This window comes from Streptomyces sp. NRRL S-118 (genome assembly GCF_000716335.1).
In the GTDB taxonomy this organism is placed as follows: domain Bacteria; phylum Actinomycetota; class Actinomycetes; order Streptomycetales; family Streptomycetaceae; genus Streptomyces.
In genome coordinates, this window is the sequence record NZ_KL591011.1 from 53,514 (window position 1) to 78,649 (window position 25,136).

The 25,136-nt window shown below is 73.2% G+C and carries 22 protein-coding genes, 1 tRNA gene and 2 pseudogenes; 13 read left to right on the plus strand and 12 right to left on the minus strand.

Going from position 1 to position 25,136, the window contains the following annotated elements; translation table 11 throughout:
- The 3 genes and pseudogenes from IH00_RS44165 to IH00_RS0119920 all read right to left on the minus strand — a co-directional run.
- A pseudogene (locus IH00_RS44165) lies at positions 1–123 on the minus strand (phosphatidylinositol kinase); the annotation flags it as partial.
- Positions 87–677, minus strand: coding sequence for a DUF3090 domain-containing protein (locus IH00_RS0119915; RefSeq protein WP_031075440.1), 591 nt, complete (start codon positions 675–677; stop codon positions 87–89). The pseudogene IH00_RS44165 and the gene IH00_RS0119915, both read right to left, overlap by 37 nt.
- Positions 678–753: 76 nt before the next feature.
- A complete protein-coding gene (locus tag IH00_RS0119920) occupies positions 754–1,440 on the minus strand; it encodes a histidine phosphatase family protein (protein WP_031075443.1) in 687 nt (228 codons plus the stop codon).
- Positions 1,441–1,529: 89 nt separating this feature from the next.
- On the opposite strand from IH00_RS0119920, the gene corA reads away from it, so the two are divergent.
- A complete protein-coding gene (gene corA, locus IH00_RS0119925) occupies positions 1,530–2,525 on the plus strand; it encodes a magnesium/cobalt transporter CorA (protein ID WP_031075444.1) in 996 nt (331 codons plus the stop codon).
- A gap of 33 nt (positions 2,526–2,558) precedes the next feature.
- On the opposite strand, the gene IH00_RS0119930 is transcribed toward corA, so the two are convergent.
- Entirely contained in the window at positions 2,559–3,344 is a 786-nt protein-coding gene (locus tag IH00_RS0119930) for a ferritin-like domain-containing protein (RefSeq protein WP_031075446.1), read from the minus strand.
- A gap of 312 nt (positions 3,345–3,656) precedes the next feature.
- Complete coding sequence (locus IH00_RS0119935; protein WP_031075447.1) at positions 3,657–4,709, minus strand: LLM class F420-dependent oxidoreductase; 1,053 nt, start codon at positions 4,707–4,709, stop codon at positions 3,657–3,659.
- Positions 4,710–4,864: 155 nt separating this feature from the next.
- On the opposite strand from IH00_RS0119935, the gene IH00_RS0119940 reads away from it, so the two are divergent.
- Positions 4,865–5,848: an aldo/keto reductase gene (locus tag IH00_RS0119940; RefSeq protein ID WP_039947227.1), complete on the plus strand. Its 984-nt coding sequence runs from the start codon at positions 4,865–4,867 to the stop codon at positions 5,846–5,848.
- Positions 5,845–8,064 carry a helix-hairpin-helix domain-containing protein gene (locus tag IH00_RS0119945; RefSeq protein WP_031075451.1) on the plus strand — a complete coding sequence of 740 codons (2,220 nt, stop codon included), beginning with the start codon at positions 5,845–5,847 and terminating at the stop codon, positions 8,062–8,064. The genes IH00_RS0119940 and IH00_RS0119945 overlap by 4 nt, the downstream gene beginning before the upstream one ends.
- A gap of 69 nt (positions 8,065–8,133) precedes the next feature.
- Here the strand turns inward: IH00_RS0119945 and IH00_RS0119950 are convergent, their stop codons facing one another.
- A complete protein-coding gene (locus IH00_RS0119950; protein ID WP_031075453.1) occupies positions 8,134–8,793 on the minus strand; it encodes a hypothetical protein in 660 nt (219 codons plus the stop codon).
- A gap of 47 nt (positions 8,794–8,840) precedes the next feature.
- Between IH00_RS0119950 and IH00_RS40370 the strand changes: the two genes are divergently transcribed.
- Positions 8,841–9,029, plus strand: a complete 189-nt coding sequence (locus tag IH00_RS40370; RefSeq protein WP_014671721.1) for a DUF5703 family protein — start codon at positions 8,841–8,843, stop codon at positions 9,027–9,029.
- An 82-nt stretch (positions 9,030–9,111) separates the two neighbouring features.
- Here IH00_RS40370 and IH00_RS43400 read toward each other — a convergent pair whose 3' ends face one another.
- The 3 genes from IH00_RS43400 to IH00_RS0119965 form a co-directional block, all read right to left on the minus strand.
- Positions 9,112–9,864, minus strand: a complete 753-nt coding sequence (locus IH00_RS43400) for a chaplin (RefSeq protein WP_031075455.1) — start codon at positions 9,862–9,864, stop codon at positions 9,112–9,114.
- A gap of 138 nt (positions 9,865–10,002) precedes the next feature.
- A complete protein-coding gene (chpH, locus tag IH00_RS0119960) occupies positions 10,003–10,236 on the minus strand; it encodes a chaplin ChpH (protein ID WP_031075457.1) in 234 nt (77 codons plus the stop codon).
- Between the two features lie 227 nt (positions 10,237–10,463).
- Positions 10,464–11,798, minus strand: coding sequence for a M20/M25/M40 family metallo-hydrolase (locus IH00_RS0119965; RefSeq protein WP_031075458.1), 1,335 nt, complete (start codon positions 11,796–11,798; stop codon positions 10,464–10,466).
- Positions 11,799–11,940: 142 nt separating this feature from the next.
- On the opposite strand from IH00_RS0119965, the gene IH00_RS0119970 reads away from it, so the two are divergent.
- Together IH00_RS0119970 and IH00_RS0119975 are read left to right on the plus strand one after the other, a co-directional pair.
- Positions 11,941–12,025: transfer RNA gene (locus tag IH00_RS0119970), tRNA-Leu, on the plus strand.
- Positions 12,026–12,101: 76 nt separating this feature from the next.
- Positions 12,102–13,337, plus strand: coding sequence for an ROK family protein (locus tag IH00_RS0119975; protein ID WP_031075460.1), 1,236 nt, complete (start codon positions 12,102–12,104; stop codon positions 13,335–13,337).
- 218 nt (positions 13,338–13,555) lie between these two features.
- Here IH00_RS0119975 and xylA read toward each other — a convergent pair whose 3' ends face one another.
- Positions 13,556–14,725, minus strand: a complete 1,170-nt coding sequence (gene xylA / locus IH00_RS0119980) for a xylose isomerase (protein WP_031075462.1) — start codon at positions 14,723–14,725, stop codon at positions 13,556–13,558.
- Positions 14,726–14,848: 123 nt separating this feature from the next.
- Between xylA and xylB the strand changes: the two genes are divergently transcribed.
- The 4 genes and pseudogenes from xylB (at position 14,849) to IH00_RS0119995 (ending at position 19,826) form a co-directional block, all read left to right on the plus strand.
- A complete protein-coding gene (gene xylB / locus IH00_RS0119985; protein ID WP_031075464.1) occupies positions 14,849–16,294 on the plus strand; it encodes a xylulokinase in 1,446 nt (481 codons plus the stop codon).
- Positions 16,291–16,678: pseudogene (locus IH00_RS45460) on the plus strand (alpha-xylosidase); the annotation flags it as partial. The gene xylB and the pseudogene IH00_RS45460, both read left to right, overlap by 4 nt.
- Before the next feature lie 262 nt (positions 16,679–16,940).
- Positions 16,941–17,897, plus strand: coding sequence for a pseudouridine synthase (locus IH00_RS0119990; protein ID WP_039947230.1), 957 nt, complete (start codon positions 16,941–16,943; stop codon positions 17,895–17,897).
- A gap of 75 nt (positions 17,898–17,972) precedes the next feature.
- Complete coding sequence (locus IH00_RS0119995; RefSeq protein ID WP_052411515.1) at positions 17,973–19,826, plus strand: multicopper oxidase domain-containing protein; 1,854 nt, start codon at positions 17,973–17,975, stop codon at positions 19,824–19,826.
- A 140-nt stretch (positions 19,827–19,966) separates the two neighbouring features.
- On the opposite strand, the gene IH00_RS0120000 is transcribed toward IH00_RS0119995, so the two are convergent.
- On the minus strand, positions 19,967–21,433 hold the full coding sequence (locus tag IH00_RS0120000; RefSeq protein ID WP_031075470.1) for an amino acid permease: 1,467 nt from the start codon (positions 21,431–21,433) through the stop codon (positions 19,967–19,969).
- Positions 21,434–21,634: 201 nt separating this feature from the next.
- A complete protein-coding gene (locus IH00_RS0120005) occupies positions 21,635–22,336 on the minus strand; it encodes a FadR/GntR family transcriptional regulator (RefSeq protein WP_031075473.1) in 702 nt (233 codons plus the stop codon).
- A gap of 165 nt (positions 22,337–22,501) precedes the next feature.
- On the opposite strand from IH00_RS0120005, the gene IH00_RS0120010 reads away from it, so the two are divergent.
- The 3 genes from IH00_RS0120010 (at position 22,502) to IH00_RS0120020 (ending at position 25,100) form a co-directional block, all read left to right on the plus strand.
- The gene (locus IH00_RS0120010) at positions 22,502–23,011 is read left to right on the plus strand and encodes a gluconokinase (RefSeq protein WP_031075474.1); all 510 of its coding nucleotides are present in this window, start codon (positions 22,502–22,504) and stop codon (positions 23,009–23,011) included.
- Between the two features lie 201 nt (positions 23,012–23,212).
- A complete protein-coding gene (locus tag IH00_RS0120015; RefSeq protein WP_031075476.1) occupies positions 23,213–24,610 on the plus strand; it encodes a GntP family permease in 1,398 nt (465 codons plus the stop codon).
- A gap of 103 nt (positions 24,611–24,713) precedes the next feature.
- Positions 24,714–25,100, plus strand: coding sequence for a VOC family protein (locus tag IH00_RS0120020; protein WP_031075479.1), 387 nt, complete (start codon positions 24,714–24,716; stop codon positions 25,098–25,100).
- Positions 25,101–25,136: the final 36 nt, after the last annotated feature.

The window sequence follows — 25,136 nt, forward strand, 5'->3', positions numbered from 1 at the left end:
CAGCAGGACCGCGTTGGACGCCTCGCGGACCTGGCCGCGCACGGTCAGTTCGCCCCGGGTGAGCAGGCCGAGCCGATCCGGCATCGTCAGGCTCCCCGGCGGTATCCGTTCTGACGCGGGCATACGTGTCCTTCCGGATCGAGCGGCAGGCTGCACAGCGGGCACGGTGGGCGGCCGGCGTTGACGACGTCGAGCGCCCGCTTGGCAAAGGCTCTGGCCTGCGCCCCGGTGAGCCGGACGCGGAGCATCGGCGGGCCGTTCTCCTCGTCCTGCAGAAGCCGCTCCTCGGCCTCGGCGAGGTCCTCCTCGGTGTCCGCGTCGAGTTCGACGAGCGCCTGGGCCTCGACGATCATGCGCTGGTTCTCGCCGTCCCAGGCCAGCGCCATCGTGCCGACCCGGAACTCCTCCTCGATGGGCGCGTCCAGGGGCGCGGTGTCGGCCGTGTCGGGAGGCGCGACGGCCGGGACGGGGGCGTTGCCGCCGGTGCGCCGGACCACTTCGTCGAGCAGCTCGTCGATCCGCTCGGCGAGCGCCGCCACCTGTGTCTTCTCCAGGGCGACGCTGGTGACCCGCCCGCCGGCGGACGCCTGCAGGAAGAACGTACGGCGCCCAGGCAGCCCGACCGTGCCGGCCACGAAGCGCTCCGGTGGGTCGTAGAGGAACACCTGACGGGACACGTTCCCTCTCCCTTGCGTCCTTGAGTGGTGAGCTTCCGCGGCGCTGCGGCGTCGTCCACCCTACTGTGCGGAGCGATCACGGTGCTCCCGCGCCGCCCCCCACCTCCGCCGCCCCTCCGCGGGTCTCCTCGCGCGGCACCAGCGCGCCGAAGTCGCCGGTGTCGCCGAGCCGCACGAGAAACGGCCGCAGCCGGGTGTAACGGACCACGGTCACGGAACAAGGATCCACATGGATCCGCTGGAAAAGATCGAGATGCATGCCGAGGGCATCGGCCACGACGGACTTGATGATGTCGCCGTGCGAGCACATCACGTAGACGGCGTCCTCCCCGTGGTCCGCCTCCACGCGTGCGTTCCACTCCCGTACGGCGTCGACGGCACGCGCCTGCATGGCACGCATCGACTCGCCGCCGGGGAAGGCCGCGGCCGACGGGTGCTGCTGGACGACGTCCATCAGCGGCTCGTCGGCGAGCTCGGCGAGCTTGCGGCCCGACCAGTCGCCGTACCGGCACTCGCCGATCCGCTCGTCGGTGTGCACCGGCAGCTCGGGGCGGGCGTCGAGGAGCGGCCGCAGCGTCTCCAGGCACCGCTGCAGCGGGCTGGTGACGGCGACCGCGATGGGTACGCCGGCCAGCCGCCCGGGCAGCGCGGCGGCCTGCGCGGCGCCGCGCTCGTCGAGGGCGACCCCGGGCGTCCACCCGGCGAGCACCCCGGCGGTATTGGCGGTCGAGCGTCCGTGCCGTACGAGGATCAGCGTGGCCATGCCTGCCAGCGTAGGCCCTGGCCGGCGGATCGGTCCGGGCGGAGGCCGGGCCGCCCGCACGGGTGCAAGGAGGCCGGGGCCGGGGAAGGATGCGCGGCGTGATCGTGGACTGTGCCATCTACCGGGACGGGCACCGCAGCGACGGGCCCTCCGACTTCTCCGACGCCTTGGAGTACGCGCGCGCGTCGGGCGGTGACGCGTTCCTGTGGATCGGGCTGCACGAGCCGACGGAGGGTGAGTTCGATCACGTCGCCGAGGAGTTCGCACTCCACCCGCTGGCCGTGGAGGACGCGCTCAAGGCGCACCAGCGGCCGAAGCTGGAGGTGTACGACGACTCGCTCTTCATGGTCCTCAAGCCGGTGGTGTACGAGCCGGAGAGCGACACGGTCTCCACCGGCGAGCTGATGGTGTTCATGGGCGACTCGTTCGTGGTGACGGTCCGGCACGGCGAGGGGGCCCCGCTGGGGGCCGTGCGCAAGCGGCTGGAGGCGGAGCCGGAGGTGCTCAGGCACGGGCCGACGTCCGTGCTGTACGCGATCAGCGACGCCGTGGTCGACCACTACATAGAGGTGGCCGCCGAGCTTCAGGTCGACCTGGAGGAGATGGAGACGGAGGTCTTCCAGCCGACGGGCGGCGACGCCAAGAACACGGCGTCGCGGATCTACACCTTCAAGCGGCAGGTGCTGGAGTTCCGCCGGGCCACCGGTCCGCTGGCCGCACCCATGACCCGGCTCGCGGGGGCGGGGGTTCCGTTCGTCAACGAGCGCGCGCAGCCGTTCTTCCGCGACGTCAGCGACCATCTGACCCGCGCGACCGAGCAGGTGGAGGGGCTGGACCGGCTGCTGTCGGACATCCTGTCGGCGCACCTCGCGCAGATGGGTGTGCGGCAGAACGACGACATGCGCAAGATCTCGGCGTGGGCGGCGATGGCCGCGGTGCCGACGATGGTGGCGGGCATCTACGGCATGAACTTCGAGCACATGCCGGAGCTGGGGTGGGCCCTCGGCTACCCGGCGGTGATCGTGGTGATGGCCGTCGCCTGTGCCGGGCTGTACCGGCTCTTCAAGAGCAGGGGCTGGCTCTGAGGGGCCGGCTCCGGGCGGGGCCGGCCACGGGGGTCAGAAGACCGGGGCGGGTTCGGCGGGTCCGCCGAGCGCGTTGCGCCGCTGCGGCATCCTGAGGTCGACCATGCGCCGCCAGCCGCCGAGCCGTTCGAAGGCGTACATGCCCCGGATGCCCAGGGCGAGCGCCGCCCGCTTGGGGCGCGGCCAGCGCAGGATGCGACCCATGTGGTCCATGACGGCGAGGCTGACGTCGCGGTAGACCTCGATCTCCGCGAGGGCGCTCTCGCGCAGTGTGCGCTGGATGGTGCGGCCGTGTCCGGCGCGCGCGAGGCGGAGGAGCTCCTCGTGGCAGTAGGCCAGGTGGTTGTCCTCGTCGTTGCAGATCATCTTGATGGCCCTGCCGACCTCGGGGTGGTCGGCGAAGTGCTTGACGAGCATGTCCATCTGGTCGGCGGCGCGCTGTTCCGTGACGCGGCTGTGCGAGAGGTACACGACGATGTCGTGCTCGGTCAGCGGCTCGTCGCGGCGGAGCTTGTCGTGGGTCAGGCCGATGCCGCGCCGTTCCAGCAGCATCGTGTAGTCGGTCTCCGGGGGGACGGGGACCGGTTCGAGCCCGCGCTTCTTGAGCAGGGCGTTGAAGATGCGGCCGTGCTTGTCCTCGTCGGCTCCGTGCCGGGTGATCTTGGGGGCGAGCTCGCGCATGCTCTCGGGGACGAGGGCGGCGATCCTGGCGTTCTCCCAGCCGCCCTGGGCTTCGCCGCTGGCGGCGATGGAACAGAACAACTGGAAGGAGTCGTCGTTGTCGATGATCTCCTGGAACAGGCTTCGGGCCGAGAGCATCACTGCACCTCCATGCAGGCGGGCGACCGTTTGACCGCACTTCCGCAAAGGACGAGTCAAATGCGGCAGGGAGGGTGTGGCAACACGACGTCCGGACGACTCCCCCGAAAGGAGGAGTCACGCCGGGCGAACGCCGTGGGCGCGGCCTTTCGTGGGCACCGGGGCGGCGGAGGCGGTGCGAGCTCGGCGCCGCCGGGGAGTAACCGAGGGGGCCGGTGGCGCGTTGTACCGCGTGACGGCCGTGGCGGGGATGACCCCGAGCCCCCACCACGGCCGCAGACTTGCCCGGGCGCGGGGGCCGGGCGCGTTGGCTCAGTCCACCAGGCCCGCGCGCTCCAGGGCCTCGGTGCCCGCCCGCAGTGCGGCGATCCGCTCGTCGAGCGTGAAGCCCGCGGGCGCGAGGGTGAGGGTGGTGACGCCGGCGGCGGCGTACGCCTGCATCCGGTCGGCGATGCGCTCCACCGAGCCGAGCAGCGTGGTCTGGTCGATCAGCTGCTGCGGGACCGCGGCGGCCGCACCCGCCTTGTCGCCCGAGAGGTACTTCTCCTGGATCTCGGCGGCTTCCTTCTCGTACCCCATGCGCTGGGCGAGCTGGTTGTAGAAGTTCTGCTTGCGGCTGCCCATGCCGCCCACGTACAGGGCGGTGTACGGGCGGAAGGTGTCGGCGAGGGCGGCGATGTCGTCACCGAGGGCCAGCGGGACGGTGGGGACGACGTCGAACCCCTCCATCGTGAGGCCCGCCTTCTCCCGTCCGGCCCGCAGGTGCCGAAGGGCGGTGTCCTCCAGGTGCTCGGCGGACGGGAAGATCAGCAGGGCGCCGTCGGCGATCTCGCCCGTCTGCTCCAGGTTCTTGGGACCGATGGCGGCGATGTAGAGCGGGATGTGCTCGCGCTGCGGGTGGACCGTCAGCTTGATGGGCTTGCCGGGGCCGCCGGGCAGCGGGAGCGTCCAGTGCTCGCCCTCGTGGGTCAGGCGCTCGCGGGCCATGGCCTTGCGGACGATCTCGACGTACTCGCGGGTGCGGGAGAGCGGCTTGTCGAACTTCACGCCGTACCAGCCCTCGGAGACCTGCGGTCCGGAGACGCCGAGGCCGAGGCGGAACCGGCCGCCGGACAGTGTGTCCAGGGTGGCCGCCGTCATCGCGGTCATGGCCGGCTGACGGGCCGGGATCTGCATGATCGCTGAACCGATGTCGATGTTCTCGGTCTGGGCGGCGACCCAGGCCAGGACGGTCGGCGCGTCGGAGCCGTACGCCTCGGCGGCCCAGCACACGTCGTAGCCGAGGCGGTCCGCCTCCTGGGCGACGGCGAGATTGTCGCCGTCCATGCCGGCGCCCCAGTAACCGAGGTTGATGCCGAGCCGCATACCGGTCCCCTCACTCATTTACCCATCAGTAACGTTCTTGCCCGGGACTCTAGCGCGCGGGGCTGCGCCGCGGCAGAGGGCGAGGCCGGACGGAGCGGGCGGAGTTGTCCACAGGGGTCTCTGCGCGTGGGCCCTTGGCCAGTAATCTCGCGACCATGGAGCAGAGGCATCTCGGCCGTACGGGCCTGCGTGTGTCCCGTATCGGGCTCGGCACCCTCACGTGGGGGCGGGACACCGACGAGCACGACGCCGCGGACCAGTTGAAGGTGTTCTGGGAAGCGGGCGGGACCCTCATCGACACCGCCGACGTGTACGGGGGCGGCGAGGCGGAGTATCTGCTCGGGCAGCTCGTGGAGCGGCTCGTGCCGCGCCGCGACCTGGTCATCGCGACGAAGGCGGGCAGCGTCCCGGACCCGGACCGGCGGTTCGACGGGTCGCGCGGCCATCTGCTCGCGGCGCTCGACGCGTCGCTGGCCCGGCTCGGCACGGACTACGTCGACCTGTGGCAGCTCCACGCCTACGACCCCGGGACACCGCTGGAGGAGACGCTCCAGGCGCTCGACATCGCGGTCAGCAGCGGGCGTGCCCGGTACGTGGGCGTGTCCAACTTCTGCGGCTGGCAGCTGGCGAAGGCGGCGACCTGGCAGCTGGCGCCCGGCGGGATCCGGGCGCGGCTGGCCAGCACGCAGATGGAGTACTCGCTGCTGCAGCGGGGCGTGGAGCGCGAGGTCCTGCCGGCCGCGCTGGACCTCGGGGTGGGCCTTCTCCCGTCGTCCCCCCTGGGGCGGGGTGTGCTCACGGGCAAGTACCGGCACGCCACGCCGGCCGACTCGCGGGGCGCGTCGGAGCAGCTGGCCCCGTTCGTGGAGCCGTACCTGGACGAGGCGGGGACCCGGATCGTGGACGCGGTGACCACGGCGGCGGACGGGCTGGCGACGACCCCGCTTCAGGTGGCGCTGGCCTGGGTACGGGACCGGCCGGGGGTGGTGGCCCCGATCGTGGGCGCCCGCAACGCGCAGCAGCTCGCGGCGGCACTGTCAGTGGAGAGCCTTAGTCTTCCTGACGAGATCCGCCGGGCGCTGGACGATGTGTCGGCCCCGGTGCACCGCTATCCCGATCAGGACTGGAGCACGCTGTGACCGCGCTTCCCCGGGGGGCCGCCCCCGGTTCCTCCTCCGACGACCCGACCGCCGACGAGCCCGGGCCGGGCGTGCCGGCCGAGCCGGGCGGCTCCGCCGAGGCGGAGGACGCGGGCGAGGGCGGTGGCGCCGGGGAGACGGCCGCGGAGGATCCCGAAGAGGAATCCATCGAGCAGTCCACGGAACAGTCCGCCGAGCAGTCCGCGGAGGGGCCCGGGGAAGGCCCGGAAGGACAGGGCCAGGGCCTCTCGGAGGCCGAGGCCGAGCTGGCGGCGCAGCGTGCGCTGCGCGCGCGCATCGAGCAGCGCAAGGCCGAGCAGGGCGGCCCCATCGAAGCGGGTGCCAAGCTCAGCGGCAAGGCGGCGGACCTGCTCGCGGCGGTCCGGGCCGTGGAGAGCGGAGCGAAGCCCGGTACGGCGTTCCCGGACTCCCCCGCGCCCGCGCCCCGGCGCCCCGCTCCCGCGCCGACCGCGCCCCCGCGCCCGGCGGTCCCCGTGTCCGCGCCCGCGCCGCGGACGGCCGGCGCGGAGACGGTGGCGGCCGTGCGGGCGGTGCTGGCCGAGGGCGGCGCTCCCGAGGCGCTCGCCGTGCCGGTGGCGACGGAACTCGGCGAGCAGGCGGCTGACGCCCTGCGTGCGGACCCGTGGCGGCTGCTGGAGGTCCCGGGCGTACGGCCCGAGCAGGCGGACGGCTTCGCGCGGGCGCTGCTCGGCCCCGAGTGCGGGCCCGGCGACGAGCGCCGGACGACCGCGCTCATCGGCCGGCTGCTCCAGCGCGCGGCCCTGGAGGGTCACACGGCGCTGGAGGCGGCGGCCGTGCGCGCGTCGCTCGCCGGGCAGGCGGTACCGGAGCCGGACGAGGCGGTGCAGCACGCCATCGCCGAGGGCACCGTGCTGGTCTTCCACGACGGACCGGACGACGAGCCGGGCCGGGAGCCCGAGGAGGAGACCGAGGAGGCGTCCGCGGACCCGGTCCCGGTCCTGCTGGGGCTCGACCGGTACGCGCTGGCCGAGGAGAGCCTCGCCGACGGCCTCGCCCGGCTGGCCAGGTCCGGACCGGACTCCCGCTGGGAGGCTGCCGAGCCGACGGCGCTCACCCGCGCGGTCGCCGAGCACGGCCTGGTCGCGCACACGGGCGGTGAGGCGTCCCGGGCGGAGCCGCTCGCCCTGGCCGCGGCGGCGCGCGGGCTGGGGCTGCGGGCAGCGGTGGCCACGTACACGGAGAACGGCCGGCGCAGACTGGGCGCGGACGCGGCCGTGGACGCGGTGACGGTCGCAGGTCTGCTCTCCGGCGCTGACGGGCCGGGCCGGGACGAGGAGGGTGCGCTGGCGCTGGACCTGCTGGTCGTGCTGGACGCCCCGCAGCTGGACGTGGAGTCGGCCGCGATGCTGGTCGAGTCGCTGCCGGACGGCTGCCGCCTGGTGCTGAGCGGCGATCCGGGGGTGCTGTGGTCGGCCGGCGCGGGGCGGGTGTTCGCGGACGTCCTGGCGGCGCGGGCCTGCCCGCACATCGCCTCCCGCGTCCCGGATCCGGGTCCCCTCGGCGAGCTGGTCTCCGGCATCGGGATCGGCGAGCTGAACCAGGTGGAGGCCCCCGGCAAGGAGGTCGTGATCGTTCCCGTCCGGGACGCGGGCGAGGCGGTGCACCGCACGGTGCAGCTGGTGGCGGACTCGGTGCCGCGGGCGATCGGGGTGCCGGCCGAGCAGACCCAGGTGATCACGGTCGGCCACGGCGGCTCGGCGGGGACGCGGGCGCTGAACGCGGCGCTGAAGCAGCGGCTCAACCCGGGGCCGGGGCGCTTCGGCGGCTTCGACCCGGGTGACCGCGTCGCGTACGCCCCTGCGCCGGGACGTACGGTCCCGGGCACGGTGGTCTCGGCCGACGCCCAGGGGCTGCACCTCGACTGCGAGGGCGAGCGGGTCGTCGTGCCGAAGGAGCGGGTCGAGTCGATGGTCCGCCACGGCTGGGCGCTCACGGCCCACCAGGCGGCCGGCATGCGCTGGCCGGCGGCGGTGGTGGTCCTGCCGGGCGACGCGGCGCAGGGCCTGCACCGCGCCTGGGTCTACACCGCCTTCAGCCGCGCCGAGCGCCATCTCTCGGTGGTGCACGGCGTGGACCAGGCGCTCCCCCACGCCGTCGCGGAGATCCCGCCCCCGCCCCGCACGACCCGTCTGCGGGCTCTGCTGGAGTCCCTCCTGGCCACGCCGGAGGAGTAGCCCCGGGCCTGCGGGCGGATGTCGCGGCGGCGCGCCCCGGGGCCGCGCCGCCGCGCCACGGTCCGTAGGTCAGGAGGCGCCGGGGAGGGTGTCGTCCGGGTCGCCGTGGAGCTCGTCCTCGTCGAAGACGGCGCTCACGTCGAAGCGGCAGACCACCCGGCTCGGATCCGCCTGGTCGAACGGCGTGCTCAGCCACTCGCCGGGTTCCGGCAGCTCGTCCGCCGCCGCGACCCAGAGGGTGGAGTCGCCCTCCTCCAGGCCGAACTCCTTGTGCCGCGACGCGATCTCGTCCGGTTCGTACTCGCCGAAGAGCACGCCGAGCGCCGCGTGCACGCTCGTCCCGACCACCGCGGCCGCTCCCGTGCGGTCCTCCCCCTCGTCCAGGTCCGCGATGCGCTGGGCCTGGGCGAGGAGGCGCAGCGGCTCCGCCACCGCGTAGTCGCGGCGGATGAGCACGCTCAGCGCGCTCGGCTCGTCCGGGCCCTCGTAGGGCGGCAGTGAGTCCTCCACACCCGGGATCTCGAAGGGCGTGACCTCGTCGTAGCGGTCGTAGAGACGCTCGTCGTACGCCTCTGCCGCGGCGGCGAGCTCGTTGAACGCGGCGTAGACGGCCGGGTCGTCATCGCCTGTGCGGTTCTCGACCGCCTCCAGGTGGCGGTCCAGTGCGGCTTTGACCGCCTCGGCGGCGGCGCGTACCTCGGCAGCGGTGGGCTGCGCAGCATCAGACATAGTGCAGACGCTATCCGTACCAGGGCTCTGCCCGCACAATAGATGCGATGCCGGAATACGAATTTGTCGACGTGTACGTACCTCGCGGGGTCTCCCGCAAGGAGGCGACCCGTCTGCTGACCGACCATGCCGAGTACGGACACTGGGAGTTGGACCGACTGAGCCTGCTCCGGGACGGCAGCCGCAGAGTGCGGTTGCGCCGGCGCATCATTCGTCAGGTACGCGCCACGTGGTGAGGTGGCACACAGCAGGGAGCGGGCCCCGCGGCTGCGGGGCCCGCTCCGTCGTCGTGCGTGGATCCGTGACTACGGACAGCGACTAAGAGGCCTGCCGAGCGCGGCGGTAGAGGACCGCCCCGCCGAGGAGCAGACCCGCACTCGCCGGGACCAGCATGCCGAGCGCGGAGGCACCGGTCTGCGCCAGCTCCTCCTCCGCCTGCGGCGGGGTGCCCGTGTGCACGCCGGGCTCGTTCGGCTTGTTGGGCTTGTTGGGCTCGATCGGACCGGGCTGCTCGGGGTTGGCCGGCTGTCCCGGCTTGCCGGGCTCACCGGGGTTGCCCGGGTTTCCGGGGTTACCGGGGTTTCCGGGGTTACCCGGGTTGCCCGGGTTTCCGGGGTTACCAGGGTTGCCCGGGTTACCGGGGTTGCCCGGCGCCTTCCCGTGACCGTTGGCACAGCCGTTGCCGAAGGTCGGGTTCAATGCCCCGCCGACGTCGACACTGTTGCCACAGGCGTTGACCGGCACGCTCACCGGCGCCTGGACGTTGTTGCCGGACGCGACACCCGGCGAGCTGCTGGTCGCACCGCTCGCCTTGGCGCCGCTCGACTCGTTGGCGCACTTGTTCCCGAACGCGGGGTTGAGCGCCCCCACGACGTTCACGGAGTTGCCGCACGCGTTCACCGGCACGCTCACCGGCACCTGAACCGAATTCCCGGACGCGACGCCCGGGGAATTCGACGCGGCTCCGTGGGCGCCGGCGCCATTGTGCGCCTGTGCGTACCCGCCGCCGAGAGCGAGTACCCCGCCCGCGGCCGCCATGATGGTCAGGCCTTTTCGCGTGACCTGTCGCATAGCTAGATTCCCTGCCTTCCAGGCTCCGGAATACCCCCGGGCACAGCGCGCGGAGGCGTAATGCTTACCGGCCCCGGAGCACGTCCTGCGCTCTCCGGGGCCGACCGGGCTCACACCCTCACGGGGCGACGCGAAACGTCAGCCGTTGATGCAGGTGTTGCCGAAGGCCGGGTTCAGCAGGCCGACGACGTTGATCGTGTTACCGCACACGTTGACCGGGATGTGGACGGGAACCTGAACCACATTGCCCGAAATGACACCCGGGGAGCCCACGGCAGCACCCTGCGCGCCCGCGTCGGCGACGGCCATGCCCGCGCCGGCCAGGACCAGACCACCGGTGGCGGCCGCAACAGCGACGACCTTCTTGATCATTATTCCTCCTTGTTGGCAATGCGATCCCAGCCTCGGACCGCACCACCTGTAACGAGAGGGAATTAAGGGGGCTACGTCGTGATGACCGCGTTCACCCTTTTCGGTCGCATGTGCACAGGCGGTCGATTATTGGGAGTTTCGTTTCAGCCGACTAATCGCCCCGCCGGGCGGCCGGCTCGGGCGGAACGGCGCCCTCCGTGCCCTCCGCCCCGGTCGGCGCCCGCTCGTCAGCTCGCGTCGATGAAGCGGTCCAGGACCCGGACCCCGAACTTGAGGCCCTCCACCGGCACCCGCTCGTCCACGCCGTGGAACATCCCGGCGAAGTCCAGCTCCGGCGGCAGTTGCAGCGGCGCGAAGCCGAAGCAACGGATGCCGAGATCGTCGAAGGACTTGGCGTCCGTGCCGCCGGAGAGCATGTACGGCACGGCCCGGGCGATCGGGTCCTCCGCCTGCAGCGCGGACTGCATGGCGTCCACCAGGTCCCCGTCGAAGCTGGTCTCCAGCGCCTTGTCGGCGTGCACGTCCTCGCGCCGTACGCGCGGGCCGAGGATCCGGTCGAGGTCGGCCAGGAACTCCTCCTCGTACCCCGGCAGGAAGCGCCCGTCGACGTGGGCGGTGGCCTGGCCCGGGATGACGTTGACCTTGTAGCCGGCGCCGAGCATGGTCGGGGCGGCGGAGTTGCGCAGGGTGGCGCCGATCATCTTGGCGATGCCGCCCAGCTTGGCGAGGGTCGCCTCCATGTCCTCCGGGTCCAGGGGGGTGCCCAGCGCGTCGGACAGCTCGTCCAGGAAGGACCGCACGGTCTTGGTGACCCGCACCGGCCAGGTGTGCCGGCCGAGCCGTCCGACCGCCTCGCACAGCTCGGTGATCGCGTTGCCGGAGTTGGTCATCGAGCCGTGCCCGGCCGTGCCCTCCACGGTGAGCCGCATCCAGTGCATGCCCTTCTGGGCGGTCTCGACCAGGTACAGGCGCAGGTTCTCGTTGACGGTGAAGGAGAAGCCGCCGACCTCGCCGATCGCCTCCGTCACGCCCTCGAAGAGATCCGGGTGCTTGTCGACCAGGTGGCGCGCGCCGTACGTGCCGCCGGCCTCCTCGTCGGCGAGGAAGGCCAGCACGATGTCGCGCGGGGGCTTGCGGCCACTGCGCAGCCTGTCCCGCACGACCGCCAGGGTCATCGCGTCCATGTCCTTCATGTCGACCGCGCCGCGACCCCAGACGCAGCCGTCGGCGATCTCGCCCGAGAAGGGGTGGTGCGTCCAGTCCTCGGCGTTGGCGGGCACGACGTCGGTGTGGCCGTGGATCAGCAGGGCGGGCCGGGACGGGTCCTCCCCCTCGATCCGCGCCACCGTGGAGGCGCGGCCCTTGTGCGACTCGATGATCCTCGGTTCCAGTCCGACCTCGGCCAGCTTCTCGGCGACGTACTCGGCGGCGGCCCGCTCACCGGGGCCCGAGTGGTCGCCGTAGTTGCTGGTGTCGATCCGGATGAGGTCGCGGCAGAGGTCGGTGACCTCGTCCTCGCCCGCCGTGACACCTGCTGCTCGCGCCGTGCTCGACTCGCTCACGCTCGTTCCTCCCGCGTAGCTGCTGCTGGGTCCTTTCATCCTGCCCCCTCCCGGGGTGGGGGCGGGGGCGTGATCGGGCACCTCGAATGTTTGCTATGGTTTTCCACGTCGGAACGGCCACGGGCCGCGAGACAGACACCTTGTCCGGGTGGCGGAATGGCAGACGCGCTAGCTTGAGGTGCTAGTGCCCTTTATCGGGCGTGGGGGTTCAAGTCCCCCCTCGGACACAGAGAAGAGCGGGTTCGGCCGGTGGCCGGGCCCGCTCCTTCGTGTGCGCGCACGTCGCATAGGCTCGGCCGCACGATGAACGACACTCTGGATCCGCTGGAGCCCAAGGCCGACAAGGCCACCGTGCGGCGGCACAACCTGAGCCTGGTGCTGCGGGCCGTGCACGACGAGGGCGAGGCGACCCGGGCGGCGGTGGCGGCGCGGGTGGGGCTGACCCGGGCCGCGGTGTCGTCGCTGGTCGAGCAGTTGCTGGTGAGCGGCTTCCTCACGGAGTCGGGCAAGACCTTCAGCGGGCACGCGGGGCGGCCGGGCACCGCGCTGCGGGTGGCGCGCACCGGGCCGGCCGGGCTCGGCGTGGAGATCAACGTCGACTACGTGTCGGTGTGCGTGGTGGACCTCGCGGGAACGGACCGGGTACGGCTGACCGAGCACCTCGACCACCGCGGCACACCGCCCGGCGAGGTGCTGGAACGGGCGGCGCGGATCGCCGCGCGGACACTGGGGTCGGCGGCGGAGCAGCGGCTGGAGCCGGTGGGGGTCCGGCTGGCGCTGCCGGGGCTGGTGTCGGGCGGCCGTGTCCGCCAGGCGCCGAACCTCGGCTGGAACCGGGTCCCGGCGGAGGAGCTGTTCGGGCAGGCGCTGAGCGGGCTGCTGCCCGGCGGGCGGGCGCTGCCGGTCGGGTCGGACAACGAGGCCAACGCCGCCGCCCTGGCCGAGCTGTGGTTCGGCGGGCCGGGGCGGGTGCGCAGCTTCCTGTACCTGTCGGGCGAGATCGGCGTGGGCGGCGCGATCGTCGTCGACGGGGAGCTGCTGCGCGGGGCCCACGGGTTCGCGGGCGAGATCGGGCACGTGGTGGTGGACGCGGAGGGGCCGGAGTGCCGGTGCGGTTCGCGGGGCTGCCTGGAGCAGTACGCGGGCCAGACGGCGCTGCTGCGCGGCGCGGGCCTCGACGGGTCGGCGGGTATGCCGGGTGTGGCGGAGCTGGAGCGGCGGGCCCTCGCGGGGGACGTCCGGACGGTGGCGGCGCTCGAACGGGCCGGGCGGATGCTCGGGCTGGTGGTGTCGGGGGCGGTGAACCTGCTGGATCCGGACGCGGTGGTGCTGGGCGGGATCTACCGGGGGCTGATGCCGTGGCTCGGCGCGGCGGCGGACCGCGAGCTGACCGCCCGCGTCGTATCGGGCCTGTGGCCCGACGGGTGCGGTCGGCTGCGCGGTGCGTCGTCCTCGGGGGACGCGGCGCGGGGGGCCGCGGCGGCGGTGGTGCGGGACGTGATCGCGGACCCGGCGGCCCACGTGGTGCGCGCCGGATAGGGACTCTTCCGCGAAGTGGCGTCGTCCGCCTCTGCGGCCGGGGCCGGCTCCCCTCGCCCGCCCCGCATCCGTACGCTTCCCCGTCCCGGAGCTTCGCCCGGGGCTGCCGCTCCCCGGTCCGGCCTGATCCGGGAGACGGCCCCGGGCCTCGTCCGGAGCGCGTGCGCGTACGCCGCCGAATCCCGGGCCCCCGCACACGCCGGTGACCGGCGGCACGGCTAGTGGGCGGCGAGGAGGTGGTTCCAGGCCAGCTGGTCGAGGCGTTCGAAGGCCATGGAGCGGGCGGCCACCGCCGTGGGGTCGAAGGACTCGTGGGCGGAGGGGTCGGACAGGAGGGCGGCGAGACCGTCGTCGGCGGTGGGGCGGGAGAGGTCGGGGAGGCGGGAGGCCGCCAGAGCCTCCTGGACCTCGGGGTCGGCGCGGAAGGCCGCGGCGCGGGACTTGAGGACGAGGTAGTTGCGCATGCAGTTCTTCGCCGACTCCCAGACGCCGTCGAAGCCGTCCGTGCGCACCGGCTTGAAGTCGAAGTGGCGCGGGCCCGCGTAGCCGGCGCTCTCCAGCAGGTCGACCAGCCAGAAGGCCTGGCGCAGGTCGCCCGCGCCGAAGCGGAGGTCCTGGTCGTACTTGATGCCGGACTGGCCGTTGAGGTCGATGTGGAAGAGCTTGCCCGCCCACAGCGCCTGTGCGATGCCGTGCGGGAAGTTGAGGCCGGCCATCTGCTCGTGGCCGACCTCCGGGTTGACGCCGACCAGGTGGGGGCGCTCCAGGCGCTCGATGAAGGCGAGGGCGTGCCCGATGGTGGGCAGGAGGATGTCGCCGCGGGGTTCGTTGGGCTTGGGCTCGATGGCGAAGCGCAGGTCGTAGCGCTGCTCGGTGACGTACTGGCCGAGCAGGTCGAAGGCTTCCTTCATGCGGTCGAGGGCGGCGCGGACGTCCTTCGCCGCACCGGACTCCGCCCCTTCGCGGCCGCCCCACGCGACGTACACCTCCGCGCCGAGTTCGGCGGCGAGGTCGATGGTGCGGATCGTCTTGCGCAGCGCGTAGCGGCGGACGTCGCGGTCGTTGGCGGTGAACGCGCCGTCCTTGAAGACCGGGTGCGTGAAGAGGTTCGTCGTGGCCATCGGGACCTTCAGGCCAGTGCGGTCCAGCGCGTCGCGGAACCGCTTGACGGCGGCCTCGCGCTCGGCGCCGGAGGCCCCGAAGGGGATCAGGTCGTCGTCGTGGAAGGTCACTCCGTACGCGCCCAGGGCGGCCAGGCGCTCCACCGACTCGACCGGGTCGAGCGGCGGGCGGGTGGCGGTGCCGAAGGGGTCGACGCCTCGCCAGCCGACGGTCCAGAGGCCGAACGTGAACCTGTCCTCGGGGGTGGGGGTGAAGCGCTCCGGCATGGTGGTGCCCCTCGTCGCTGATTTGTTTGCTCAGATTATTAATAGGAGGACGTGGAGGCGAAGGCAAGACGGACACGCTTGCCTGTCTTCCGTGGACCGATTTGTTTTGAGTACGATCAAAAAATGGACCGACTCAGCTACGTGATCGGTGTGGACAGCTCCACACAGTCCACCAAGGCGGCCCTCGTCGACGCCGCCTCCGGCCGGGTCCTCGCCGTCGGGCGGGCCGCGCACGTCGTCACCGGGAGGGACGGGGCCCGGGAGAGCGACCCGGAGCTGTGGTGGCAGGCCCTCGTGGACGCGGTCACCCGCGCACTGGAAGGGGTCGACCCCCGCGCCGTCACCGGCATCGCGGTCGCCGCGCAGCAGCACGGGCTGGTGGTGCTGGACGGGACCGGACACGCGCTGCGCCCGGCGCTGCTGTGGAACGACACGCGCTCCGCGCCCCAGGCCGCCGCCCTCACCGCCGAGCTCGGGCCGCAGGGGTGGCTGGAGCGCACCGGCTCCGTACCGGTGGCGTCCATGACGGCCGCCAAGTGGCGGTGGCTGCGGGAGAACGAGCCGCGTGCGGCCGAGGCGGCCGCGGCCGTGCGCCTCCCCCACGACTTCCTCACCGAGCGGCTGAGCGGCGTGGCCGCGACCGACCCCGGCGACGCCTCCGGCACCTGCTGGTACAACACGGCGACCGGCGCGTACGACCCGTTCCTGCTGGAGCTGCTGGAGCTGGACGGCTCCCTGCTCCCCGACGTCGCCCCGGGCGGGGCGGCGTGCGCGGGGCGGCTGACCGCGGCGGCGGCGAAGGAGCTCGGCCTCCCGGAGGGCATCCCCGTCGCCGCCGGCACCGGCGACAACATGGCCGCGGCCGTGGGCCTCGGGCTCGGCCGTCAGGGGCTCCTCGGCCATCCGGTTGTCTCGCTGGGCACGTCCGGCACGGTGTTCGCGGCCACCGGCACCCGCCCGGCCACGGCCGCGCTCGCCGGCTTCGCCGCCACCGACGGCGCCGGGACGTACCTGCCGCTGGGGTGCACCCTCAACTGCACGCTCGCCGTCGACAAGGTGGCCGGGCTGCTGGGCCTCGACCGTGAGGACGCCGTGCCCGGCGGCGAGGCCGTCCTGCTGCCCTACCTCGACGGGGAGCGCACCCCCGACCTGCCGCGTGCCGCCGGGCTGCTCACCGGGCTGCGGCACGCCACCACGCCGCAGCAGCTCCTGGGCGCGGCGTACGAAGGCGCGGCGTTCACGCTGCTGCGCGCGCTCGACGCGCTGCCCGGTGCCGTTCCGGAGGCGCCCCTGCGGCTCATCGGGGGCGGTGCCCGGGGGCGCGCATGGCAGGCGACGGTGCGGCGGCTCTCCGGGCGGGCCGTCGTCGTGCCCCGTACCACCGAGCTCGTGGCCCTCGGCGCCGCCGCCCTCGCCGCGGGCGCGGCCGCCGGCGAGGACCCGGTCGCCGTCGCCACCGCGTGGGGGGCCGGCGAAGGTGAGGAGTACCCGCCCCTCGAGCGCGACCGTGCCGCCCGGGACCGCATCGCCGCGGTCCTGGACACCCACCTCTCCCTGGGAGCCCCATGAGGTTGACCGACGGCTTCCGGCTGCTGCGCGACGGCGTCCGGGTCTCGTACGCCACCGAAGTGCGCGACCTGCACGTCAGCGACGACCACTTCACCGCGTACGCGGCCGTGCGGCGCGTGGAGCACCGGGGGCACACCCTCAACCCGCCGCTGCTGACGGTGGAGTGCTTCTCCCCCGCCGAGGGCGTCATCGGCGTCCGCACCACCCACCACGCCGGGAAGGCCCAAGTCGCCGCCGCCGTGCTGTACCTCCCGCGGCCCGGACGCGGCGCGAGGGTTCCGTCCCGAGCTGACCAGCGGGCCGCTCACCGTCCGCCTCGACCGGGACGGGCCCTGGGGGCTCACGTTCCTGGACGCCGGCGGGCGGCGGCTGACCGCCGTCGAGGAGGAGAGCGGTGGAGGCGCTGCCGGGCGCGGTCGGGGGGCGGAGCTGCGGGTCCGCGCGAGGGGCACGGACCGGCCGTTCCGGTTGCGGGTGGTCGGCGGCGGCTCGGCACGGGGCACCGGTGAGGTGACCGTGCGGCTCCGCTGAACCCGCGGGCGGGCGCGGGTCGATCCCCCTGTAACCGCGGGCGGCGGCGGGCGCGGGTGGCTCCGCTGAGCCCGCGGGCGGCGGGCGTGCGGGCGCGACGGTTTACCGTGGGGCCGTGAGACGGAGAACGAAGGTGCCCGCGGCGCCGTTGCCGCAGGTCGCGGGGGTCGATCCGGTGCGGCTGCGGCTGCCAGCCGACCCCGCCGGGGCGTGGCCGACCGTGCGGGACCACCTGCTCGCGCGGTACGCGGGGGCCATCGGCGCCGGGCGGGTGGAGGCGATGCTCGCGGAGGGCCGGTTCGTCGGGGCGGACGGGGCCGCCGTCCGTGCGGACGAACCGTACACGGCGGGGCGCCACCTGTGGTTCCACCGGGACCTCCCGCCCGAGGAGCGGGTGCCGTTCGAGGTCGGGATCGTGTACCGCGACGAGCGGATCGTGATCGCCGACAAGCCCCACTTCCTGGCCACCACACCGCGGGGGCGGCACGTGACCGAGACCGCGCTGGCGCGGCTGCGGCGTGATCTCCGGCTGCCCGCGCTCCAGCCCGCGCACCGGCTGGACCGGCTGACGGCGGGGCTGGCGCTGTTCGTCGTACGGCCGGAGGACCGGGGCGCCTACCAGGCACTGTTCCGGGACCGGCGGGTGCGCAAGGAGTACGAGGCGGTGGCCCCGTACGACCCCGGCCTCGCGCTGCCCGTCACCGTACGCAGCCGGATCGTGAAGGAGCGGGGGGTCCTGGCGGCCCGCGAGGAGCCGGGCGAGCCGAACAGCGAGAGCCGTATCGAGCTGATCGAGCACCGGGGCGGGCTCGGCCGGTACCGGCTGGTGCCGGCGACCGGCCAGACCCATCAGCTGAGGGTCCACCTGAACCGGCTGGGCATACCGATCCTGCACGACCCGCTGTATCCGGTGGTGCGGGAGGACGGCCCGGAGGACTACGCCCGTCCGCTCCAACTCCTCGCCCGGTCACTGGAGTTCACCGACCCGTTCACCGGCGCCGGACGGCGGTTCGCCAGCGGCCTGGCGCTCGCGCCGCTGCCCGGCGACGACGGAAAGGTTTCGGCCGGATGAGGCGGGACCGGCAACTGCTCGGCGCGGGGACCTGTCCTCACTGACGCGGGGTCGTCACTGCGTCACGGGGGAAACATGAACGATGCCATCGAGGACATCGCCGCGAGGATCGTCGCGGCCGTGTCGGGCAGCGCCGCCGGCACGGACGGCGAGCTGGTCCCCTACACCGATCCGCTGACCGTGCCGCCCGTGATCCGGCCGGGCCGGGACGAGCGGCAGGTGATCGGGATCGCGCTGCGGCCGACGTGGGTGCGGATGCACTCGCAGCTGCCGCCGACGCTGATGTGGGGGTACGGGGGCAGCGTGCCGGGCCCGACGATCGAGGTGCGGCGAGGGCAGCGCGTCCGGGTCGACTGGACCAACCGCATCCCGCCCGGCAGCCCGCACCCGGTCACCGCCGTGGCGGTGGAACGGGTGCCGGGGCAGGCCGATCCGCACAACCGGCCCGGGCGGCAGGGCGCGGAGCCGGACGGGGACGTGGCGGCGCTGCCGGCCCGGTCGGTGACGGGCCTGCACGGTGCCCCGGCGGGCGGCGGCGACGACATCCGGCCGGACGACGCCGTGGAGTACGGCTGTACGCAGCGGGCGGAGTACCCGAACGACCACCGGGCCGTGCAGTGGTGGTACCGCGACCACGCCCGGGGCATCTCGCGGTGGAACGCGTACGCGGGCCTCGTCGGCACCTACCTGGTGCGGGACGACGAGGAGGACGCCCTCGGGCTGCCGTCCGGGGAGCGCGAGGTGCCGCTGATCCTGGCCGACCGGAACCTGGACCGGGAGGACGAAGCGGCCGGCGGCCGGCTCAGCGGGCGGCTCCTCCACAAGACGACGCTCGTGACCCGCGAGCACCCGGAGACGGGCCGTCCTGTGACGCTGCCGTTCCTGGGGCCGTACACGACGGTCAACGGGACGATCTGGCCGTATCTGGACGTGGTGGACGGCTGGTACCGCTTCCGGATGGTGAACGCCTCGAACGCGCGCGTGTACGACCTCGTCCTCGTCGACGACGAGGACAATCCGGTGCCCGGGGTCGTGCACCTCATCGGCGGTGACGGCGGGCTGCTGCCGCGGCCGGTGCCGGTGGACTTCGGGTTCGGCGCGCCGCTGACGATCGCGCCGGCCGAGCGGCTCGACCTGCTGCTGGACTTCCGGGCGCTGGCGGGGCGCCGCGTGCGGCTGGTCAACAAGGCGGCGGGGCAGGCGCCGGGCGTGCCGGACGCGGCATGGGACGTGCCGTACCCGCAGGTCATGGAGTTCCGGGTGGCACGGGGCGAGGGGACCGACGCCTTCGCGCTGCCGGCGGTGCTGTCCCGGTCCTGCCGGCGGTCGGAGCCGGAGGACCGGGGGTTCCGGCGGCGGCTGGTCGTGCTGACGCCGCCCACGACGGCGGGCGGGGGCGGCCGTCCGGAGCTCTGGGAGATGGAGGAGCTCGACGACGCGCGGGCCCGGCCGCCGGCGCCTGGGGTGGTCCAGGTCCGCGGGCCGGACGGGGCGGTGCGCACCTACCGGCGCACGGCCCGCCGGGCCGGTGACGGGCCCGGCTTCGCGGTGCGGGAGGGCACGGACGAGGAGTGGTCCCTGCTGAACCTGGGCGCGCCGCTGTGCCCGGTGCACATCCCCCTCGCGGACTGCCGGGTCGCCGGGCGGGAGGCGTACGCGGTGGACGGGTTCGATCCGGCGCTGGGCGGGACACGGGCGCCGGTGGCGTACGACGGGGGCCGGCGGATCCCCGTGCCGCCCGGCGAGCAGGGCTGGAAGGACGTGTTCCGGGTGGCCGGGGGCGAGATGGTGCGGGTGAGGGGCCGGTTCGCGGGGGCGTACGGGCGGTTCGCGTACCGCTGCACCGTGCTGGAGCACGCGGACGCGGGCATGGAGCGGCCCTTCGTGGTGCTGCCCGATGAGGTGCCGGGGTTCACGGGCGGCGAGTGACCCGGCGACCGGGGGCCGGGTACCGGGCACGTCACGGGGAACCCCCGCCGGACGGGGTGTCCGGCGGGGGTTCCGTGTCGGTCGTACGGTCCGGCGTACGCCAGGGGGCGCGCCGGTCCGGCGTGCCCGCGGGGGTCGCGTCAGTCCCGCGTACCGGCCTCGGTGAGCGACAGGACGCGCTTGCGGACCAGGAACCAGCCGCCGACCAGCAGCGCCGCGATGAGCGGCACGAAGTTCACGGTGGTCCGGCCGACGCCGCCGCCCCACCACATCAGACCGAGGACGGAGGCGAGGAACACCAGGGTCACGATCTGCGTGTACGGGGCCCAGGGCAGCTGGTACGACGGCCGGCTGACCTTGCCCTCCTTCGAGCGCGACCAGAACAGCAGCGAGCAGAGCATGATCATGCCCCAGGTGCCGAGGATGCCGATGGAGGCGAGGTTCAGCACGATCTCGAACGCCTCGCCGGGCATGAGGTAGTTCAGGCCGACGCCCAGCACGCCGAAGCCGGCGGTGAGCAGGATGCCGCCGTAGGGCACCTGGCCCTTGTTCATGCGGGCGGTGAACTTGGGCGCGGAGCCGGCCATGGCCATCGAGCGCAGGATGCGGCCGGTGGAATACAGGCCGGAGTTCAGGCTGGAGAGGGCGGCGGTGAGGACGACCAGGTTCATGATGCCGGCCATGCCCGGGATGCCGAGCTTGTCGAACACGGTGACGAACGGGCTCTGGTCGCCGGAGTACGAGGTGTACGGCAGCAGCAGCGCGAGCAGGACGACCGAGCCGACGTAGAACAGGCCCACGCGCCACATGATCGAGTTGATCGCCTTGGGCATGATCTTCTCGGGGTTCTCGGTCTCACCTGCGGCGACGCCGACCAGCTCGACGGAGGCGTACGCGAAGACGACACCCTGGACGACCATCAGCATCGGCAGCATGCCCATCGGGAAGATGCCGCCGTTGTCGGTGATGGTGGCCAGCCCCGGGGTGTGGCCGCCGACCTCGTGCTGGGTGGCGACCAGGAAGATGCCGACGCACATGAAGATCACCAGCGCGGCGACCTTGATGATCGCGAACCAGAACTCCATCTCGCCGAAGTACTTCACCGAGATCAGGTTCGCGGTGAGGACGACGGCGAGGGCGATGAGGGCGAGGATCCACTGCGGGATGTCGCTGAACATGGCCCAGAAGTGGGCGTAGGTCGCGGCCGCGGTGATGTCGGCGACGGCGGTGGTCGACCAGTTGAGGAAGTACAGCCAGCCTGCCGTGTAGGCGCCCTTCTCGCCCATGAACTCACGGGCGTAGGAGACGAAGGCACCGGAGGAGGGACGGTAGAGCACCAGCTCACCGAGGGCCCGGACGACGAAGAAGGCGAAGACGCCGCAGACGGCGTACGCGATCGCGAGGGAAGGACCCGCGCCCGCGAGGCGGCCGCCTGCACCGAGGAAGAGGCCGGTGCCGATCGCGCCGCCGATGGCGATCATGTTGACGTGCCGGGACTTGAGGTCCTTGCTGTAACCGGCGTCACCGGCGTCGATGTGGGGGGTGCCCGTCGCCGCGGGGGTTCCCGGGCTCAGGGTGTCGGCCGCAGGCATGGTGCGGTCACTCATCTGGAAAGTCGCCTTTGTGAGGGGTCGTGCGGTATCAGCCGTACGCAGGTGATGAGGGTGGTCACCGTGGCACGCAGGCCAGGGCACATAGTCACGGCTGCGCTGCCGTTTTGGCTGTGGCCTATGTCACGTACGGGCGGATCTGAGGTGTTTTTGAGGTTACCGGCCGGTTAATCGGCTTCAGCAGTTTAAGGGCGCCGGTCAGGGGGCGAGCACATCGAGCTCGCGCAGGGCCCCGACCGCGATCTGCCGGGTGAGCTCCTCGGCGCGCACCGCGTCCCGCGCCCGGACCGCCTCGGCGACCTGGACATGGAGGGTGACGGCGGCTGGATCGGGGTCCTCGAACATCACGTGGTGGTGGGTGCGGCCGGTGAGGACCTCCGCGACGACGTCGCCGAGCCGCGCGAACATCTCGTTGCCGGAGGCGTTGAGCACGACGCGATGGAAGGCGATGTCGTGGACCAGGTACGCGTCGAGCTGCCGGCCGCGGGAGGTGGCCACCATCCCGAGGGCCTGCTCGGTGAGCTCGCGGCACTGCTCGGGGGTGGCGTGGACGGCGGCCAGCCCGGCGGCCACCGGCTCGACCGCGGAGCGCAGCACGGTGAGCGAGCGCAGCTGGCGGGGGCGGTCGGCGCCGGCCAGCCGCCAGCGGATGACCTGGGGGTCGTAGACGTTCCACTGCGCGGTGGGCCGGACGGTCACGCCGACGCGGCGGCGGGACTCGACGAGGTGCATCGACTCCAGGACGCGGACGACCTCGCGGACGACCGTGCGGGACACCTCGAAGCGCTGGGCGAGCTCGTCGGTGCGCAGGACGCTGCCGGGCGGGTACTCCCCCGCGGTGATGGCGAGACCCAGGGTGTCCAGCACATGCGTATGGAGCCCCCGGGCCTGAGTCGTCATGTGCTCAGCGTAACCGGCGGCGTAAAAGTATGACTTTTATGTCACAGCCTCTTGTATACGTCGTACTCGATGGGTTTCAGTGTGCGGCGACACCCCGTCCGCATGTCGTCGCGACCGGTGTCGAGCCGGAGTCGATGCCGAGGAAGACAGCGAGGCGCAGCACCCATGCAGAAACCCCCAGTCGTCGTCGTGATGGGCGTGGCGGGCACCGGGAAGACCACCGTCGGGCCGCTGGTCGCCGAGCGCCTCGGTGTGCCGTACGCCGAGGGCGACGACTTCCATCCCGAGGCCAACATCGCGAAGATGACGGCCGGCGTCCCGCTGGACGACGCCGACCGGTGGCCCTGGCTCGACGCGATCGGGCGGTGGGCCCACGGCCGCGAGGGCCTCGGCGGAGTCGTCAGCAGCTCGGCGCTGAAGCGGTCCTACCGCGACCGGCTGCGGGCGGCCGCGCCGGGGATCGTCTTCCTGCACCTGACCGGTGAGCGGGCTCTGATCGAGGCGCGGATGGCCGCGCGCAAGGGGCACTTCATGCCCACCGCGCTGCTGGATTCGCAGTTCGCGACGCTGCAGCCGCTGGGCGAGGACGAGGCCGGTGTCGCGGTCGACGTGGCGGGCGGTCCCGAGGACATCGCCGGCCGGGCGGTCACCGCGCTGCGCCGGTTCACCGCCTGACCGTCCGGCCCTCCGCCCGTCCCTCGGTCCGGCCCTCGGTCCGTCCGGGTCGGACGGCCGGCGGATCCCGGCCCCGGCTCCTGGCTCCCGGCGCCTGGCCCCCGGCTCCGGGCTCGCTCCCGGAGCCGCGATCGGCCTGCGCCGCCCCCTCCCCCTTCCCGTTCCCTCACCCCCATCCCCGAAGCCACGAGGACTCCCCCTGTGACCAGTCTCAGCGTCGAGACGCTGGCAGCGGACGCCACCGAGCCGATCACCTCGGCGGGCAACGCCCACCTCGGCATCGCCGTTCTGGCGGGCATCGCCGTCATCGTCCTGCTCATCACCCGGTTCAAGCTCCACGCCTTCCTGGCGCTGACCATCGGCTCGCTGGCGCTCGGAGCCTTCGCCGGCGCCCCGCTCGACGCGACCATCGCGTCGTTCACCAAGGGACTCGGTTCCACCGTCGCGGGTGTGGGCGTGCTCATCGCACTCGGCGCGATCCTCGGCAAACTGCTCGCCGATTCCGGCGGCGCGGACCGGATCGTCGACACGATCCTCGCGAAGGCGAGCGGGCGGGCCATGCCGTGGGCGATGGTGCTGATCGCCTCGGTGATCGGCCTGCCGCTGTTCTTCGAGGTCGGCATCATGCTGCTGATACCGGTGGTGCTCCTGGTCGCCAAGCGGGGCAACCACTCGCTGATGCGGATCGGTGTCCCCGCGCTGGCGGGCCTGTCCGTGATGCACGGGCTGATCCCGCCGCACCCCGGCCCGCTCGTCGCGATCGACGCGCTCGGCGCGGACCTGGGCGTCACGCTGGCGCTCGGCGTGGTGGTCGCCATCCCCACCGTCGTCATCGCCGGGCCGCTGTTCTCGCGGTACGCGGCCCGGTGGGTGGACATCCCGGCGCCGGACCGCATGATCCCCCAGCGGGCGTCGGAGGACCTGGAGCGGCGGCCGGGCTTCGGCGCCACCGTCGCCACGGTCCTGCTGCCGGTGGTCCTGATGCTGGCCAAGGCGCTGGTGGACATCGTCGTCGACGATCCGGAGAACCACGTCCAGCGGGTCTTCGACGTCGTCGGCTCGCCGCTCATCGCGCTGCTGGCGGCGGTGCTGGTGGGCCTCTTCACGCTGGGCCGGGCGGCGGGCTTCAGCAAGGAGCGGATCTCCTCGACGGTCGAGGCATCGCTCGCCCCCATCGCGGGCGTGCTGCTGATCGTGGGAGCGGGCGGCGGCTTCAAGCAGACGCTCATCGACGTGGGCGTCGGCCGGATGATCCTGGACTTCTCCGGGAACTGGGCCATCCCGGCACTGCTGCTGGCCTGGCTGATCGCGGTGGGCATCAGGCTCGCGACGGGATCGGCGACGGTCGCGACGATCTCGGCGGCCGGACTCGTCGCGCCGCTGGCCGCGGACATGTCGACGACGCACGCGGCGCTGCTGGTGCTGGCGATCGGGGCCGGCTCCCTCTTCTTCAGCCATGTCAACGACGCCGGGTTCTGGATGGTGAAGGAGTACTTCGGCATGAGCGTCGGCCAGACCGTCAAGACCTGGTCCGTGATGGAGACGATCATCTCGGTCGTCGGGATCGCGGTGGTGCTGCTCCTGTCGCTGGTGCTGTAGACCGCGCACGGCGACGGCGCCCGCGGGGTGCGCGTGCCGGTGGGCACGGGCGCCCCGCGGTGGCGGTGGCGGGGCCGGCCCGTCCGGGCCGTAGGCTCGGGCCATGGTGCATGTACTGGGCAGCAGGATCCTGCTGAGCCCCGTGGACCCGCAGCGGTCGCGCGACTTCTACGGCGGGGCGCTGGGCCTGGCCGTCTACCGGGAGTTCGGGACCGGCCCGGAGCGGGGCACGGTGTACTTCCTCGGCGGCGGGTTCCTCGAACTCTCCGGCCGCTCCGACACCCCGCCCTCCCCCGGGCTGCGGCTGTGGTTCCAGGTGGCCGACGTCCAGGAGGCCCACGAGGAACTGCGCGAGCGCGGCGTGGAGATCCTGCATCCGCCGCGCAGGGAGCCGTGGGGCCTGGTCGAGATGTGGATCGCGGATCCGGACGGGGTGCGCATCGCGGTCGTGGAGGTTCCGGAGGACCACCCGTTGCGCCACCGTCCCTGACGGAGGCTCAGCGGGATGCGGACGGCCGTGTGCCGC